Here is a 15,430-nt window from a genome sequence, read left to right as displayed (position 1 = left end):
ATTGAAAAGCGGCGCGGTGTTCGAGTCTCTTCTGATAGAATGCCGCGCACCAAACAACAACGGATTCTGGTATGTCTTCCTCAAGTCTACATCTAACCGCTACCGGTAAGATGGTGTTCAATGTAGCGCTGGCGATTGCCGTTTACTTCGCGCTCACCTTTTTGCCGGCATTTTCATATAACTGGCTCGTGGGACTGTTAGTGGTTGCCATTGTTGCAACCCTCATCGGTAATGCCAGCATTACGGTCCCCGCGACGGTCATCCCTGCCGGCACCGGCACCGGCACCAAGGGTAGCATCAAGTGGTTTAATGCAACAAAAGGCTTCGGTTTTATCACCGGCGACGATGGTAACGAAGTTTTCGTCCACTTCCGCAACGTGGAACAGCTGAGCAAGCGAGAGATAAAGCCAGGCCAGCGTGTCGCTTATCGAGTCACTGAAACCGAGCGAGGCCCGCAGGCAGAGGATGTGTCTCCGCTGTGAGCCCTGCGCAGGACAAGACATCAAAAAAAACAGTCAAGGAACGCCGGTTCCGCGGTGTGATTATGCCCACCAGCAGTCACCCGGCGATCCGGCGTGTCAAACGCGCAGGCCATGAGCCCAGTATTCATGGCACCAAGCTCTGGAAATCCAGTTGCCTGATCATCGACTACCTTTGCAAAAATCCGCCGCCCTCAACCGAAGTGGTGCTTGATGCAGGATGTGGTTGGGGCGTTACCGGCATCTGGTGTGCAAAAAAGTGGCAATCCTCGGTCATTTCACTGGACGCCGATCCTGCCGTTTTCCCATTTTTGGACAGTGTTGCCAACCTGAATAAGGTTCAGACCACACCACTGGTCAAGCGGTTTGAAAAACTAAGCAAGTCCGAACTCGAAAGCGTCGATATTCTGGTGGCTGGCGATGTGTGCTTCTGGGATGAATTGGTCAAACCCGTAGGGAAAATGATCGATCGTGCCATCAAGGCAGGGGTTAAAAAAGTCATTATCGCCGACCCCGAGCGCCCTCCCTTCCACGATATGGCTGAACGCGTCATCAAACGCCATGGTGGTGAACTACTCGAGTGGCAGGTAAAGGGCAAGATCAAGGCAAGCGGCGCCCTACTGGTCATCGACAATCTCTGATCAACGCATGGCTTGCAGGGTCAGTTGGACCTTTTGATCAATACGGCCCTGGTCATTGAACGCAGGGCGGAAACGAAGCCGTCTTAACGACCGAGCCACCCAGATGACCGAGGCGTCCGCCTCGTTGTCCACGAGTTCTACGTCGAGGTCGGTCACCCTGCCGCCGTCGGTGACCGTAAACACGGCTGACACCGTCTGAATGCGCTCACTCAGTTGGGGATCCCGATCCAGTGTGGGCAGTGCTGGCAGGGGTACCGGGTCGGAAAACATCGGTGGCTGGCCTTTCCTAAGTCGATCATAAATGTCGAGCGCCTGGCCGCGACGTCCCTGAAACCAATACCAGTCCGCCAAAGCCAGCTCCAATGTGGTCTTGTTTTCGACGTATTTGATGTTGGTTTTTAACAGTCGAGCCCCCGCAGAATAAGCGGTTTTAGCGAGTTGATTAAGCCTCTGTTCAGAGGGATTAGGCTGCATGTCAGGGGATACGAATGGCTGGTTGATGCCTTCCGCAGGTCCATCAATGACGGAATCGGTAATCAGGTGATGTTCGATTAAATACAGCGTTCCCAAATGCGCTAAAGTAAACGCCTCACAGAACTCGCGGGACCACTTCTCGCTCGTGCAGACCCGCTCCTGAAGTAGCTTTCCCCCCTCGTATAACTGAAGCACCCGCCGCGACTCCCCCTGCCAGGATTCGACCATCAACAGTTCCTGATGCCAGCGTAAGTAGGCGAGCGACGCCTCGAGTCGGGTGGGGCTATACGGGCGTCGACCAGACCCCATGATGCGATAGAAATATTCGATGCGGCCACTCAGAGCCTCGCGGTCGCCCATTTGGCGCTGCAGTGCCATGATTTCCTCGAGCACCGGTAACTGGGCTGGATCTCCGAGGCCGTTGTTAACGCGAATATTGTGCAGTGCCCAGTCGTACCACTCCAGTGCCTGTCGCGATTGCCCTACAGAACGGGCGCGCTCAGCCTCTGCAAGCAACATATGCGACAAATCGGGATGGTAGGGGCCCTTCTCAGCCTGCAGCGTGGCCAGCCGATCCTGCGCCTCGCGAAGCGAAACGAGGTCCCGGGAGGTCGTATTGGGCGCCTCAGGAGGGCTGCTCTCTGACGCGGGGAAGCGAAGTTCAACCCCGAACACCTTGGTATCAGCACCGCTGGCCGTGAGTGGCGCTATCAGGAACACGACGATAAGCGCCAGTGAGGGGTTCAAAAATAAGCGAGACATATCGGAACCTTGCCATGTTTTAAGGCGCTTGTTTAGCCATGTCTGGTCAAAAAGGAGGTTCATCGCGGAATTCAGGGCTGGTCACCCTCCCCGCTTTCCGTATGACGTGGTACCCGGCCCAGGCGTGGCCCCCCCAACCCGCGATGAACTAAAAAAAACCCGCCATTACGGCGGGTAAACATGACCTGGATGGGACCGCTGAGCGCTGCATGTACAGCAGATAAACTCAACGGACATCAATTCAGCAGGCGTTGAGAATCCTGCAGATAAGAAAATAAATCTAATGTATTGTTTTTATTCAGCCTAGTCCTCCAGGTTATAATGCTCCCGTGAACATTCGCTTACTTGCCAAAACTGACCTGAATCTGCTCGTCTCGCTGCACGTTCTGCTTGAGGAGCGTAGCGTGTCCAGAGCCGCGGAGCGGCTGTCCATTACTCAGCCTGCGATGTCAAAAACCCTTGCTCGTCTCAGGGAAACCTTTGACGACCCGCTTTTTTCGCGGTCAAAGCGCGGAATCCAGCCCACGCCGAGAGCGATGGCATTATCTGCAGAGCTTTATCGATTGCTCAATAAAATAGAGTCTCTGCTGGACGCGGGAGAATTTAGCCCAGGCGCCTATCGGGGTGAAATTAGCATCGCCATTTCCGAGTATGTCGGCTTTACGCTACTGCCCCCGTTAACAGGCCACCTACAGTCCAAGGCGCCAAAACTTAGGCTGCGCACCATTACGCGTGCTGAAAACCAGCTTGAATTGCTCGCCCAGGGCAGTCTCGACTTTTGCATCCAGATTACGCGTGACAGCTACCCACCCGAATACCGCACCTTCCCGCTTGCCAGCTCGCCGCTGGCATTATTCGTCAGGCGAGACCACCCTTTGGTGGGCAACACCCTGACACGAGCTTCAGTTGCCGAATTTCCGATGATCAACCTTTATGTGGCGGATCGCTCCCAGTCTGGCTTGAATGAAACGGTTCTCAACGGCGCCCCCGTCGGCACACTCGAAACTTCACATCTTCTGACTGCATTCGAGGTCTTAAGGGAGACAGACTACACGCTGGTATGTCCGGCTTATCTCGCTCGCAATGACGGCGCCACCCGAGATGTTGTCGCCCTGCCGCTGCCACCCGGGGAAACACGCAACGTGGATTATTCCCTGGTCGCTCATGAACGCACCAGTCGCTCTCCCATTCACCAATGGCTATGGAATCAAATCATCGACACCGTACGCAGCATGCGGGTGCGGATGGTACACCGCGGCTAGCGTTTCAATCTTTGTTGGCCATGCGTCCGCTGTGAGATAATCGACGCGACTGCCGAGGAGTTTGCATGGGCCGTAAGGTTAAGGTACCAATCCCAACGTTCGTAACGCCACTCATCGAGACTCATTGTCATCTGGATTACCTTGATGGGGACGCACTCACCCAGACCATTGATGAGGCGCATCGAGTGGGGGTCGAGCGTATTGTCACCATAGCGGTATCACCCGACAACCAGAACAGGGTGCAGCAGCTGACCGATCAGTACAGCACGGTCTGGGGCACCCAGGGCATACATCCCCATGAGGCCAATCAATGGTCACCGGCGGTGCTTGAGCAGGTCCGGACAGGTGCCCAGCACCCCCGTATCGTTGCTATCGGTGAGATCGGGCTCGACTATTTTTACGAGCACTCCGACCGTAAGCAGCAGCAAATCGCCTTTGAGCAACAGCTGCAGCTGGCGGAGTCAATGAAGCTACCGGTCGTTATTCACACCCGCGAGGCAGATACTGATACCGAATCCATACTCTCCAGCCATCGCCCGGACACTCACAGCCCCGGGGTAATTCACAGCTTCACATCGGGTATCAAGCTTGCCGAGTACTGCCTGGAGCGCGGCTTTTTTCTTGGCTTTAACGGCATTGCCACCTTCAAAAATGCCGATAATGTGCGTGAGGTGATCGAGGCAACACCCATCGACCAGATCGTGCTTGAAACGGATTCACCCTATCTGACGCCGGTGCCCTACCGTGGTCGCCAGAATGCTCCCTACTACCTTCCATTTATTGCGCAAAAAATCGCAGAAATTAAACATGTCGACGTCGAGGAACTCCTTCACGTGGCGAGGGAAAACAGCATGAAATTGTTTTTTAGTCATGACCACTGAGTTCGCACTGGGGCAGCGATGGGTGAGCCACGCTGATGTGGAGCTGGGCCTGGGGATAGTCGTCGAGGTCGACCCGCGACGTGTTACCGTCCATTTTCCCGCGGTCGGTGAAGATCGAACCTACGCGACCGACCGCGCGCCGCTGACACGACTCGCGCTAAAGTCGGGTGACCTCCTCAATCGCGTGGACGGGGAACAGTTCACCGTTACCGACGTCGAGCATCACGATGGCGTGCTTGTCTATAAAGTGGAAGAAAACAATGAAATTACCGCGGTTTCGGAACTTGAGCTCGATTCCCATATCCAGCTGAGCTCGCCCAAAGATCGCCTGCTCAACAATCAGCTCGACAAAATCGCGGACTTCAAACTCAGATTTGCCACCCTGCAGCACCGCGCCAGCGCCGAGTCGGTAGCTTTTCGTGGTCTGCTGGGGGCTCGCACTTCGCTGCTATCGCATCAAATGTTTATAGCCCATGAAGTGGGCCGACGGTTTGCCCCTCGCGTATTGCTGGCCGATGAGGTGGGCCTGGGCAAAACCATCGAGGCCGGGCTCATTCTCAATCAACAACTGCTCACGGGTAGAGCGCAGCGCGCGTTGATTATGGTTCCCGATGCACTGATTCATCAATGGCTGGTGGAAATGTTGCGTCGTTTCAATCTGCATTTCTCGCTGTTTGACGCCGAGCGCCTCGCCGATATCGATGACGCTTCGCCGTTTGAAACGGAGCAACTCATCCTCTGTCCATTCAGTCTTTTTTCTGACCACCCCAACGCACGTGCCCTCGCCATGTCGGTTAACTGGGATATTGTGGTGGTTGATGAAGCGCACCACTTAAATCATGCCTCAGCCGAGGAAGATCGCCTGTACGACTTTGTCGAGGCGCTGTCGGGTCTCCCCAAGGGCCTGCTGCTGCTCACCGCGACACCGGAGCAGGCGGGCGTAGAAAGTCATTTCGCCAGACTGCGGCTGCTTGATGCCGGTCGCTTCTCCTCAATCGATGAATTTCTTGAGGAGCAGCGCCATTACGCCGAATGGAATACGGTCATCGATTCATTGCTGGCAGGCTCGACGGCCGATCACTTACCCGAGGGCGTCGATACAGATGCCACTCCCAGCGAGCAAATCGATCAGCTACTCGATCGGTATGGGACTGGCCGAGTGCTTTTCCGTAACACTCGCGCCTCGGTGCCCGGATTTCCCGTACGAACCCTCCATTCCTATCCCCTTGAGCTGCCCGAGGGCTACGCGGACCATAAAACAGAGCTTTATCCCGAGCTGAGTACCGAAGAGTCAACGTGGCTTGCTAAAGATCCGCGGGTACACTGGCTCGAAACAACGCTTCGGGAACTGCGTCCGCAAAAAGTCCTGGTCATTTGTGCCAATGCCCAGACCGCACTAGCCCTGGAGCAGTACTTGCACCTCCAGGCTGGCATCCGCTGCGCTGCGTTCCATGAGGGACTGACTCTGGTTGAACGCGACCGCGCGGCCGCCTACTTCGCTGAAGAGGAAGGCGGCGCCCAGGCGTTGATTTGCTCAGAGATAGGTAGCGAGGGGCGCAATTTTCAGTTCGCCCATCACCTGATCTGCTTTGACCTGCCACTTAATCCCGACCTTGTAGAGCAGCGTATCGGCCGCCTCGATCGGATTGGTCAGGAGTCTGCGGTCAATATTCATGTGCCATGGCTTAAGAATTCTGCCCAGGCCGTACTGTTTCAGTGGCTGGATGAGGGCCTGGCGGCGTTTACCCACAGCTCGGCAGTAGGCCATGCTGTTTATTCCGAATTCGAGATGGCGCTGCACATGGCATTGGAGACCCCTGACAGTGACCATGCTGAACTTATGCAGGCCACCCGACATTTTCGTCAGGCACTGGAGTCAGAAATGCAGGCGGGCAGAGATAAATTGCTCGAATTAAATTCCCACCGGCCCGACGTAGGTCTGAAGATTATTGCGGCCGTAGAGGACCACGAGGCTCCAGGGCAAATTGAGGAGTTTGCTGAGCTACTATTTGATCGTATTGGTATCGATCAGGATTATCACGCCGAGGGCAGCTACGTGTTACGGCCCTCGGAACGGATGATCACGGGACAACTCCCTGCGCTGGGTGAGGAAGGCACCACGATTACCTTCGATAGGCAGCGCGCCCTAGCCCGCGATGACATGGTTTTTCTCACCTGGGAACATCCGCTTATTCGCGAGGCGATCGACATCGTGGTGCACAGTGAGCTGGGTAACGCGACCCTGGGAACACTCAAACATTCCAAGATAAAACCGGGAAGCGTTTTACTGGAAGCCATTTTTACCATTGATTGTATTGCACCTGCGCATCTTGAACTCGGTCGTTTTGTAGACCTCGCGCCGCATCGCTTTGTTATCAGTAGCGACGGCAAAAACGTGGCTCAAGGAATTAGTCATGAGGCACTCAATCAGTTGATTCAACCCGTTCCTGCGGCGACCTCAGCCAACGTTATCCGAAGCATCAAGGCGCAACTCGAGCGACAGATCGAAAAAGCCGAAACCCTCGCTCGAGAAGCCATGGCAGGCGTCCTGGAAATAGCACAGAAAGAAATGCAGGAGTCACTCGAATCAGAACGCGAGCGATTGCTTTTCCTGAAGAGCGTCAATCCGTCCGTACGTCAGGACGAGATTGATGCCATCGAGGCACGTATAACCGATAGTGCCCGGGCTATTAGTGGTTGCCAGCTCCAACAACAAGCACTGCGGGTCGTTATCGCGACCTAGACTACCGGCCTTTCCACTCGGGGGTTCGTTTTTCAAAAAACGCCGCAATAGCATTTTGGCAATCTTCACTGTCGATACAAACCCGTTGCAACTCCGCCTCATTACCGATGGCGTCGGCGAGGCCGTGTTCTGCCGAGAACTTTAGCGCCGCCTTGGTATAGCGAAGTGCGAGGGGGGATTTTTCAGCCAGGGTTTGCGCCAGCGTCAGCGCTTCTTCAGCGAGGGCATCCGCAGAGACAACGCGATTGATCAATCCCCACTCCTGCGCTTTTTCGGGACGCAGTTTTTCGCCGAGTGCCATGAGCTCAAATGCCCGCTTCGAACCCACATGTTGCGGCAATAACCAGGTCGATCCACCATCGGGTATCAGGCCGATCGCAGCGAACGGCTGGTATAGAAACGCGTTATCCGCCATAACAACCAGATCACACGCCATAACATAGGAGTAGGCAACACCCGCGCAGGCTCCATTTATTGCCGCTATCCACGGCTTTGGCGCCTCCGCCACCGCCATCACCCCAGGCTTGTATTCGAAATTCAGAACATCGTGAACCAGATCGCCTTTGCCAAACTCTTCAGGATCCTCGGCCAAATCGGCACCCGCACTGAACGCTTTGCCATTGGCGCCTAGAATGACCACGCGGACGCTACTGTCAAGATTCAATGCTCTGGCGGCCATCGCAAATTCGCGACGCATGGTGCCGTTAAACGTATTCATTTTCGATGGGCGGTTAAGCAGCAGTTTCGCAACCGATCCAATGCGCTGTATTTCCAGTGTTTCGTAGTCACTCATGCGTAGTTAATCCCTGAAATCAATCGATTATTCGTTGGTTTGAGCCGCAACCCCGGCGTCAATCATCCCGGCGATGTCGTTGCTACTCACGCCTGCGGCAGCCAGTACCGCAGTCGTGTCAGCGCCTGCCGGACGCACTCCGTGCTTCACCTCTGATGGGGTCCGCGAGAAACGCGGGGCCGGCGCATGCTGGGTGATGCCGTCAACCTGGATATAGCTTGATCGCATCCTGTTGGCCGGATGATCGGGGGCCTCTGAGAGTGTCAATACCGGAGAGAAACACGCCTCGCTTCCCTCCATGATCTCGCACCACTGATCCCGCGTTTTGCTGAGGAATACCTCCGCAAGGCGCTCGGTCAGCTCAGGCCACCTCGCTGAATCATGCTGATCCTTGAACAGCTCGGGGTCGACTCCGGCGAGCTCCACCAGCTTCGCGTAAAACTGGGATTCGATCGCTCCCACGCAGATATACTTGCCATCGGCGGTCTCATAAGTGTCATAAAAGTGGGCGCAGCCATCGAGCAGATTTACGCCGCGCTCAGTGTCATCCCAGGCGCCAATCTGCTGCATTCCCTGGGTCATCCACATGAGCTGAGCCGTTCCATCGATCATCGCCACATCCAGGACTTGCCCCTCTCCAGATCCCTGCGCTTCCAGAAGCGCGGCAAGTACGCCGTTGACCAGCAACATGCCGCCGCCACCCATGTCGCCCACAAGATTCAGTGGCGGCACCGGCTTTTCTCCTCGACGACCGACCGCATGTAAAGCGCCCGTCAGGGCAATGTAATTGATGTCGTGCCCGGGGGTCTGCGCCAGCGGTCCCTCCTGCCCCCATCCGGTCATCCTCGCGTAGACCAGCTTCGGGTTACGCTTGCGACAGGCGTCCGGACCTACCCCAAGTTTTTCAGCTACACCCGGGCGATAGGCCTCTACCAACACGTCGGCGCTATCGACCAACTGAAGAAACGCATCCACACCCGCCTTTGCTTTGAGGTTCAACGACACCGATTTCTTACCCCGTGCAGATACCGGATCAAGGTATAGGGCATTGCCGCCCGGACGTTCGACACGAATCACTTCGGCGCCCATGTCAGCAAGCATCATGCACCCCATGGGTGCTGGACCGATTCCTGCCAATTCAATAATACGAAAACCGCTTAGTGCACCCATTTGCTGTGACTCCCCACTAAAAATTACGGGTGTTGAAAGGTTGGTAGTCCGGGCCTAAACAGTCTCGTCCGATGATGAGCTTCATAATCTCCGAAGTGCCCGCATAAATCGGTGAAATTCGCGCGTCCGTGAACTGCCGGCTGATGGGATACTCATCCATGTAACCTGCACCCCCATGCAGCTGCACGCCGATATCGGCCGCCTTGACCTGCAACTCGCTGGTCATCAGCTTCGATTTCGCGGCGTCAACGGCGGTCAGGCAACCCGCGTTGAAGGCAGCCACCTGCTGATCAATATAGCATTGGGCGACGTCCAGCTCGGTCCGCAACTCAGCCAGCGCGAACTGCGTATTCTGAAAGCTTGCAACCGCTTTGCCAAACGCTTTTCGCGACCGGACAAAGTCGGCGGTAAGATCCCACGAAAGCTGGGCCGATGCCAGATACGCCACCGCCCCGATAAGCCGCTCTTCCGCAAGGCCCTCCATTAGATAGGCAAACCCCCTACCCGGCTCTCCCAGCACCTGGTCTTTCGGTACAACGACCTCATTGAAAAATAATTCAGCGGTATCCTGAGCCTTCATACCCATTTTCTTGAGGTTTCTGCCGCGCTCAAACCCGGGCATCCCGCGCTCGACAATGAAAAGAGTGAGGTGATAAGGATCCTGCTGGGGCTTTGTCTTTGCCGCAACAATCACCACGTCCGCGTTAATACCATTGGAAATGTAGGTTTTCTGACCATTGAGCACCCAGTGATCCGGGTGCTCCGTCGCACTGGTGCGAATACCCGCGAGATCACTGCCCGCATCCGGCTCGGTCATGGCAATAGCTAAAATGGACTCTCCGGAGACGCACTTTGGCAGATACCGTTGACACTGCTCCGGGCTTCCAAATCTCGTGAAATAGGGTCCGACCAATCGACTATGCAGGCTTGAAAACCAGTCGGAGGTGCGCGCATACGCCGCCTCCTCGATAATAATTTGCTCAAAACGAAAATCATCGTCGCCGAGACCTCCGTAGGCCTCGTCGGGCCACACCATCAAAAACCCCTGCTCCCCCGCCTTTTGAAATACGGAGCGATCGACAATACCCTGCGCTCGCCAATGCTCCATATGCGGCACAACCGTCTCTGCGAGAAATCGACGGTATGCGGTCCTGAAGGCGTTCTGTTCCTCTGTAAAAAGCCGCGGCAGCACTTAACCCCCTTAAATAATTATCAACACCCTGCAATCGCACTTGGCGACGAACTCGCGTCGAGCAGACGAAACCTTTATCGTAGAAGCCTTCGATGTCGACGCAGCATCGGGTCGCATGGAGTGTAAACCAAAAGCGGCCGCTGCCCACTCGCTGCATAGAGGTTTTCGTTTTGCTCAGGAAAGTAGTTAAGGCACTCTTTTGGATGTATCTGGTTTATGCGCTGCTGGTCATCGTGGTGGTAAATCCCGCAATCAATATCGTGTTGGAGAAGCGGGCCTCTGCGTTTTTAAATCGAACCGTCACCTCTGGCGTGGCCTTCATCGACCCGATCACATTGAGCGCGACCATCCATGATTTCCGTGTGGATGAACCCACCGGTAACACACTGCTTGAGTTCGATCGTTTCCGTGTCAACGCCGGACTGTGGCGCTCGTTACTGCGCTCTGAAATCGCCCTGCAACGCATCGATATCTCGGGCTTGTCAGCTCAGCTCATCCTGCTGCCGGACGGCTCACTGAATATCACCGATCTAATAACGACCGATCCATCAACTGAAGCGGAATCCGGCAACGCGCCGGTGTTCTTTGCCGATGCCATAGCCATTGACGTGGATCGTCTTGGCCTTCGCGACCAGTCATCAGCTGCGGTGTTCAACAACGCGCTCATTGATACGCAGGTGAAAATTGACCGATTGTCAACGCGTACCGACGCGGACCCTGGCACGCTCTCGCTAAGCACAGCCTTGGAAACTGGGGGAAGCCTTACCGCCACGCTGGAGCTTCAGGTTGCTCAAGGTTTGATCGAGGGCGGGGGCGACATCACGAGCGTGGCGCTATCACCCTGGTGGCCCTACCTGATGCCCGATGTCGCCAGCGTGCTCGATTCAGGTGCTGTCGGCACGTCGTTTTCTGTTGATCTTGAGGTCGTGGGAGAGCCCAAGGGCGAGATCGCTCTGAGCGAGCTCCTGTTCAATAACATCGCAATGCAGAACGACCCGGTAGATCGCGTAGCAGACCGGTTCGCACTGGCCTCCTTCGGCATTCCATCAATCGCTGTGGATCTTGCCCAGCGTCATGTTGAATTAGGCCTCATCGACATCGACGCACTGCGCATAGAGACCTCGGCTGATCGCGACGGTGCTACGCTCGCGACGCTGTTCATGCCGTCCGGTGAAAAAGCGGGCGGGGCCGATTCAGCGGCTGACACAAAACTGCAAGAAGATACCATGGCCAATACAGCCGAGCCCGCCCAGCCCCTGAATGAATGGTCCCTCGCCGTCGCCGGCTGGACCCTCAGTGAAGGCGACGTTCAGATAACATCGCCGCTTGTCAAAGGTGGCCACTTGCATCTTGGCGATATCAGTTCCGGTAAAGGCAGTTTTGGCTGGCCCGTATCCGAGCGGTCGCCCTTTTCGCTGGGGATGACCATAAACGAAACGGCTACCGTTGATGTTACCGGTGATGGCTTGCTCAGTACGGGTGCTTTTACAGCGCAAATCGAGATCGAGGCGCTACCACTGACACTGGCAGAGCCATTGGTCGCTGAAGATTACGATTTGGCACTTGAATCCGGAGATATCTCACTGTCTGCAGAAGTGGATCTCAAAAATTACCTTCCCAATACCCTGAACGGGCGCCTCGAAGTCGAAGATTTGCATATGACAATCCCCGGATCCGGAACAGAACTTCTCAGGCTTCGCAGCTTGCGGATTGAAGATGTCGCCCTTGATGCACCCGCGCAGTCGCTGGTACTTGGCGCAGTTCATCTCACTGGAATAGAGGGTAGTCTGGTCATACTTGAGGACGGTACACTCAACGCAAACCGTATCATGCGGATAACCGACGAGGTCGTTGTTAGCGCTGGACGCTATGCCGAGCAGAAAGCCGAAGAATTTGAATCGGACGATACCGGCTGGCGTATTCAGATACCCGACGCGGATATCTATGACAGTCGGATTGCATTTCGAGACGAATCCCTGGCTGTGAAATTCACCGCCCCCATCGAAGAGCTCTACGTGGAAATGACGGGATTCGATACGGCAACCGACAGCACTGTGGAAGTCAACGGTAAGGGCGTTATCGATGGCTTTGCGCCGGTAACGCTCGACGGCCAGCTGGGGCACTTCAGCTCGCCACGGAACGGCTTTTTTGAGATGACCATGCGCGGCGTCGATCTTGCACGTCTCACACCGTACAGCGCGACCTACGCCGGTTATCCGATCGAGCGCGGCGTGATGTCAGTCACTCTCGACTACACGCTGGAAAATGGTGGGGTAAACGGGAGCAATAACGTCATTGTCGAGCAATTGAAACTGGGCGACAGGGATACCGGTGTTGAGGGCACCGGGCTGCCCATCAAAGCCGCAGTGGCATTGCTCACCAACGCCGCCGGGGTCATCGACATCACGCTGCCGGTCAGCGGTAGTGTCGACGATCCCAGTTTCGGTATTGCTTCCGCTGCAGCCCAGGCCACAGCCACACTGATAACCAATGTCGTCGCAGCGCCCTTCAAACTCCTCGCATCACTCGTCGGCGAAGAAGACGTTCCCGACCAGATTCGTTTCGTGGCCGGCAGGGCCGACCTTACCCCTGAAGCCACAGCAAATCTCGATGTCATCACCGGCGGATTGCTGCAACGGCCCAAGCTCGCGGTCAGGTTAGTTCCCTCTATCGATGGGATTATCGACCGGGAAGCACTGGCCCGAAAAGCCGTAGCGGCGGAGCTTGAGCGCCGCGGGATAACCGCTGAAGCTATCAAAACACGCAGTCTCGAATGGGAAACGGCAATGAGAACCCTCGCCAGCGAGCGCGGTATCGACGCTACATTGCCGCTCTCAGATCAGCTAGACGCTGTCTACGGCAGTCAACCACTGGATGATACGGTCTTCCAGAATCTGGCCTCTGATCGCGCGGCGGCTATCAAAGCCTATATGGTCAACATCGATGGTTTTGATCCACAGCGTGCGGTTATTGATGCCTGGCAAAGCGACAATACCGACTTTCTCGGCGTGAGCCTCTCGGTGGTGGCACGCTAATCGACAGGCCCCGTCAAGCGACGACCGCATTGCACGCAGTGATAGGTCGCTTTTCTTCGCAGCACCCGATTATGGCGTGTGCTTGAAAGCCAATGGGTTTGGCAACCGCAGTGGTAGCGATGACGTCGCTGGCGCCGGGTAGGCACTCCCTCCAGATTATCGTCGAATGTGGCCGCGGGACTACCACCGAGTTGTGAGACCAAGGACCGCCATTCGGGGCCGTGAGCCCTGACGCTCCGCGGGGGATAGGCCATGTGTACTCCGTAATGGGCCACCTCATGCAGAACCGTATCACTGGCGTGTCGCTGCCAATCTTTTGCAAACAGCCACGGATTGAAGCGAATCCAGCGCTCACCGGACCGTGCACAGAACATTCCCGCAGCCGATCCGCGCAGATCAAATCGCACCGTGATCGCAGGCAAATTGACCTGTAAAATCAGCGACGCCGTGGCCACTGCGCGTTGGGTTCGCGCATCTACGTCCTGGCGTTGCTCGTCATTGATCGGTTCGATATAGCGGTTCATCGACAAGCAATGGATTCCCGGGCAAAGACTTCATCTTGGTTGATCTTGAATAACGCGCCATTGACGCGGTGTGGCAGCGGTTCCGACAGGTGCTGAAATTTTCGAGGAGAGGTTACGCAAGTTGGGCTCAGAGTCATAGGCTTAGGCTCAGGCAAAAAGGGGGGGGGGGCATCGAGCGTCGCGATCGGAGGCCAATGAAGTGCAGCCTGCCCCCTCGCCCAGCCACTGGTCCGGAATAGACAATGAAGCACACCTGATCATAAATCCCACTGCTGTTTAAAGGGCGAGGTAGAGGTAGATAGCCTGATCTCGGCAGCCTATAGCGATGGTCGCCGGCCTTCAACCGATCGATCGCAGCAAAAGCGATTGAGTACTTCTTTTGACCCCTTGCTGACTCTGGCATCATGCGATGCATACGGGTGGTGCAACCGCCCAATGAGGAGCAATAATGACAACGCAAACAATGGATCTGCCCGCCCTTGATGCCTGGCTTCGAGAGCACGTTGGAGATTTCGACGGATCACTTCAGGCTGAAAAATTTGCAGGGGGCCAGTCCAACCCAACCTTCAAGCTGACCGCGGGAGCGCAGCAGTATGTTTTGCGTCGGAAACCACCGGGAGAACTGCTCAAATCTGCCCATGCGGTAGATCGCGAATTCAAGGTTATTTCAGCGCTTTATGGCTCACAAGTCCCCGTCGCCAAGCCCATCGCTTTGTGCGAAGACGAGTCGGTTATTGGCTCCATGTTTTATGTCATGGAGTTTATCGAAGGGCGAGTCTTTTGGGATCCCGCTCTGCCCGAGCTATCCAACAGCGAGCGCGCCCAGGCCTACGATGAGATGAATCGGGTTCTGGCAGCACTGCACGAGGTTGATGTTGATGCTGTTGGTTTGGGGGATTACGGGCGCCCCGGTAATTACTTTGAGCGCCAGGTCAGCCGTTGGACCAAACAATACCGCGCATCCGAAACCGAAACCATCGAATCGATGGAAATACTATTGAAGTGGCTGCCCGAGAATATGCCCGAAGACGATGGCCGCGTGGCGTTGGTACACGGTGACTATCGCCTCGACAATGTCATGTTCCACCCCACGGAAATGAAAATCATCGGGGTGCTCGATTGGGAGTTATCAACACTGGGCAACCCCATCGCCGATCTGGCGTATCAGGTCATGGCGTGGCAGTTGCCCCGGGACGGAGGCGTCAGTGGACTTGCCGACGTCGATCGTGCTGCGCTCTCCATTCCCTCGGACGATGTCTATATTCAGCAGTATTGCGAACGCACCGGCCGAGCAGCCATACCTGATTGGAACTTCTATATTGCGTTTTGCTTTTTCCGACTTGCAGCCATTCTGCAGGGCGTAAAAAAACGCGCACTTCAAGGGAACGCCTCCAGCGAAGAGGCCTTATCCCGCGGCGAGCAGGTGAAGCCCCTAGCTGATCTCGGTGTCGGGTTCATTCAATAGGGATCGCGC

General features: G+C 55.8%; 12 protein-coding genes. 7 read left to right on the top strand and 5 right to left on the bottom strand.

Features of this window, described 5'->3' with window-relative positions:
- The first annotated feature begins 71 nt into the window (after positions 1 to 71).
- Together NOR51B_RS15270 and NOR51B_RS11770 are read left to right on the top strand one after the other, a co-directional pair.
- Complete coding sequence (locus NOR51B_RS15270) at positions 72 to 482, top strand: cold-shock protein (protein WP_230198459.1); 411 nt, start codon at positions 72 to 74, stop codon at positions 480 to 482.
- The gene (locus NOR51B_RS11770) at positions 479 to 1,120 is read left to right on the top strand and encodes a class I SAM-dependent methyltransferase (protein WP_230198458.1); all 642 of its coding nucleotides are present in this window, start codon (positions 479 to 481) and stop codon (positions 1,118 to 1,120) included. The genes NOR51B_RS15270 and NOR51B_RS11770 overlap by 4 nt, the downstream gene beginning before the upstream one ends.
- Here the strand turns inward: NOR51B_RS11770 and NOR51B_RS11765 are convergent, their stop codons facing one another.
- Entirely contained in the window at positions 1,121 to 2,356 is a 1,236-nt protein-coding gene (locus NOR51B_RS11765) for a hypothetical protein (protein ID WP_154647674.1), read from the bottom strand. It abuts the gene before it with no gap.
- A gap of 329 nt (positions 2,357 to 2,685) precedes the next feature.
- Between NOR51B_RS11765 and NOR51B_RS11760 the strand changes: the two genes are divergently transcribed.
- The 3 genes from NOR51B_RS11760 (at position 2,686) to rapA (ending at position 7,242) form a co-directional block, all read left to right on the top strand.
- Positions 2,686 to 3,618, top strand: coding sequence for a LysR family transcriptional regulator (locus NOR51B_RS11760; RefSeq protein ID WP_009021203.1), 933 nt, complete (start codon positions 2,686 to 2,688; stop codon positions 3,616 to 3,618).
- Positions 3,619 to 3,683: 65 nt separating this feature from the next.
- On the top strand, positions 3,684 to 4,499 hold the full coding sequence (locus tag NOR51B_RS11755; protein WP_009020116.1) for a TatD family hydrolase: 816 nt from the start codon (positions 3,684 to 3,686) through the stop codon (positions 4,497 to 4,499).
- Positions 4,489 to 7,242: an RNA polymerase-associated protein RapA gene (gene rapA, locus NOR51B_RS11750; RefSeq protein WP_009020740.1), complete on the top strand. Its 2,754-nt coding sequence runs from the start codon at positions 4,489 to 4,491 to the stop codon at positions 7,240 to 7,242. The genes NOR51B_RS11755 and rapA overlap by 11 nt, the downstream gene beginning before the upstream one ends.
- A gap of 1 nt (position 7,243) precedes the next feature.
- On the opposite strand, the gene NOR51B_RS11745 is transcribed toward rapA, so the two are convergent.
- The 3 genes from NOR51B_RS11745 to NOR51B_RS11735 are packed head-to-tail and all read right to left on the bottom strand — an operon-like array spanning position 7,244 to position 10,397.
- On the bottom strand, positions 7,244 to 8,035 hold the full coding sequence (locus NOR51B_RS11745) for an enoyl-CoA hydratase/isomerase family protein (RefSeq protein WP_009018887.1): 792 nt from the start codon (positions 8,033 to 8,035) through the stop codon (positions 7,244 to 7,246).
- 27 nt (positions 8,036 to 8,062) lie between these two features.
- The gene (locus NOR51B_RS11740) at positions 8,063 to 9,205 is read right to left on the bottom strand and encodes a CaiB/BaiF CoA transferase family protein (RefSeq protein WP_009019638.1); all 1,143 of its coding nucleotides are present in this window, start codon (positions 9,203 to 9,205) and stop codon (positions 8,063 to 8,065) included.
- A 16-nt stretch (positions 9,206 to 9,221) separates the two neighbouring features.
- The gene (locus NOR51B_RS11735; RefSeq protein WP_009020292.1) at positions 9,222 to 10,397 is read right to left on the bottom strand and encodes an acyl-CoA dehydrogenase family protein; all 1,176 of its coding nucleotides are present in this window, start codon (positions 10,395 to 10,397) and stop codon (positions 9,222 to 9,224) included.
- Between the two features lie 170 nt (positions 10,398 to 10,567).
- On the opposite strand from NOR51B_RS11735, the gene NOR51B_RS11730 reads away from it, so the two are divergent.
- Complete coding sequence (locus NOR51B_RS11730; RefSeq protein WP_195891497.1) at positions 10,568 to 13,432, top strand: DUF748 domain-containing protein; 2,865 nt, start codon at positions 10,568 to 10,570, stop codon at positions 13,430 to 13,432.
- Here NOR51B_RS11730 and NOR51B_RS11725 read toward each other — a convergent pair.
- Complete coding sequence (locus NOR51B_RS11725) at positions 13,429 to 13,956, bottom strand: SprT family zinc-dependent metalloprotease (RefSeq protein ID WP_009020001.1); 528 nt, start codon at positions 13,954 to 13,956, stop codon at positions 13,429 to 13,431. The genes NOR51B_RS11730 and NOR51B_RS11725 overlap by 4 nt on opposite strands.
- A gap of 448 nt (positions 13,957 to 14,404) precedes the next feature.
- Here NOR51B_RS11725 and NOR51B_RS11720 point away from each other — a divergent pair, with 448 nt between their 5' ends.
- On the top strand, positions 14,405 to 15,421 hold the full coding sequence (locus NOR51B_RS11720; protein WP_040482080.1) for a phosphotransferase: 1,017 nt from the start codon (positions 14,405 to 14,407) through the stop codon (positions 15,419 to 15,421).
- The last annotated feature ends 9 nt before the right edge of the window (positions 15,422 to 15,430 follow it).

It is taken from the genome of Luminiphilus syltensis NOR5-1B (assembly GCF_000158175.1).
In the GTDB taxonomy this organism is placed as follows: Bacteria; Pseudomonadota; Gammaproteobacteria; order Pseudomonadales; family Halieaceae; genus Luminiphilus; species Luminiphilus syltensis.
This window is presented reverse-complemented; position numbering and strand designations above follow the sequence as displayed.

Coding starts and splice junctions, on each gene's coding strand:
- NOR51B_RS11765 (WP_154647674.1), bottom strand. CDS start 2,356: ATGTCTCGCTTATTTTTGAACCCCTCACTGGCGCTTATCGTCGTGTTC.
- NOR51B_RS11740 (WP_009019638.1), bottom strand. CDS start 9,205: ATGGGTGCACTAAGCGGTTTTCGTATTATTGAATTGGCAGGAATCGGT.
- NOR51B_RS11745 (WP_009018887.1), bottom strand. CDS start 8,035: ATGAGTGACTACGAAACACTGGAAATACAGCGCATTGGATCGGTTGCG.
- NOR51B_RS11725 (WP_009020001.1), bottom strand. CDS start 13,956: ATGAACCGCTATATCGAACCGATCAATGACGAGCAACGCCAGGACGTA.
- NOR51B_RS15270 (WP_230198459.1), top strand. CDS start 72: ATGTCTTCCTCAAGTCTACATCTAACCGCTACCGGTAAGATGGTGTTC.
- rapA (WP_009020740.1), top strand. CDS start 4,489: ATGACCACTGAGTTCGCACTGGGGCAGCGATGGGTGAGCCACGCTGAT.
- NOR51B_RS11720 (WP_040482080.1), top strand. CDS start 14,405: ATGACAACGCAAACAATGGATCTGCCCGCCCTTGATGCCTGGCTTCGA.
- NOR51B_RS11755 (WP_009020116.1), top strand. CDS start 3,684: ATGGGCCGTAAGGTTAAGGTACCAATCCCAACGTTCGTAACGCCACTC.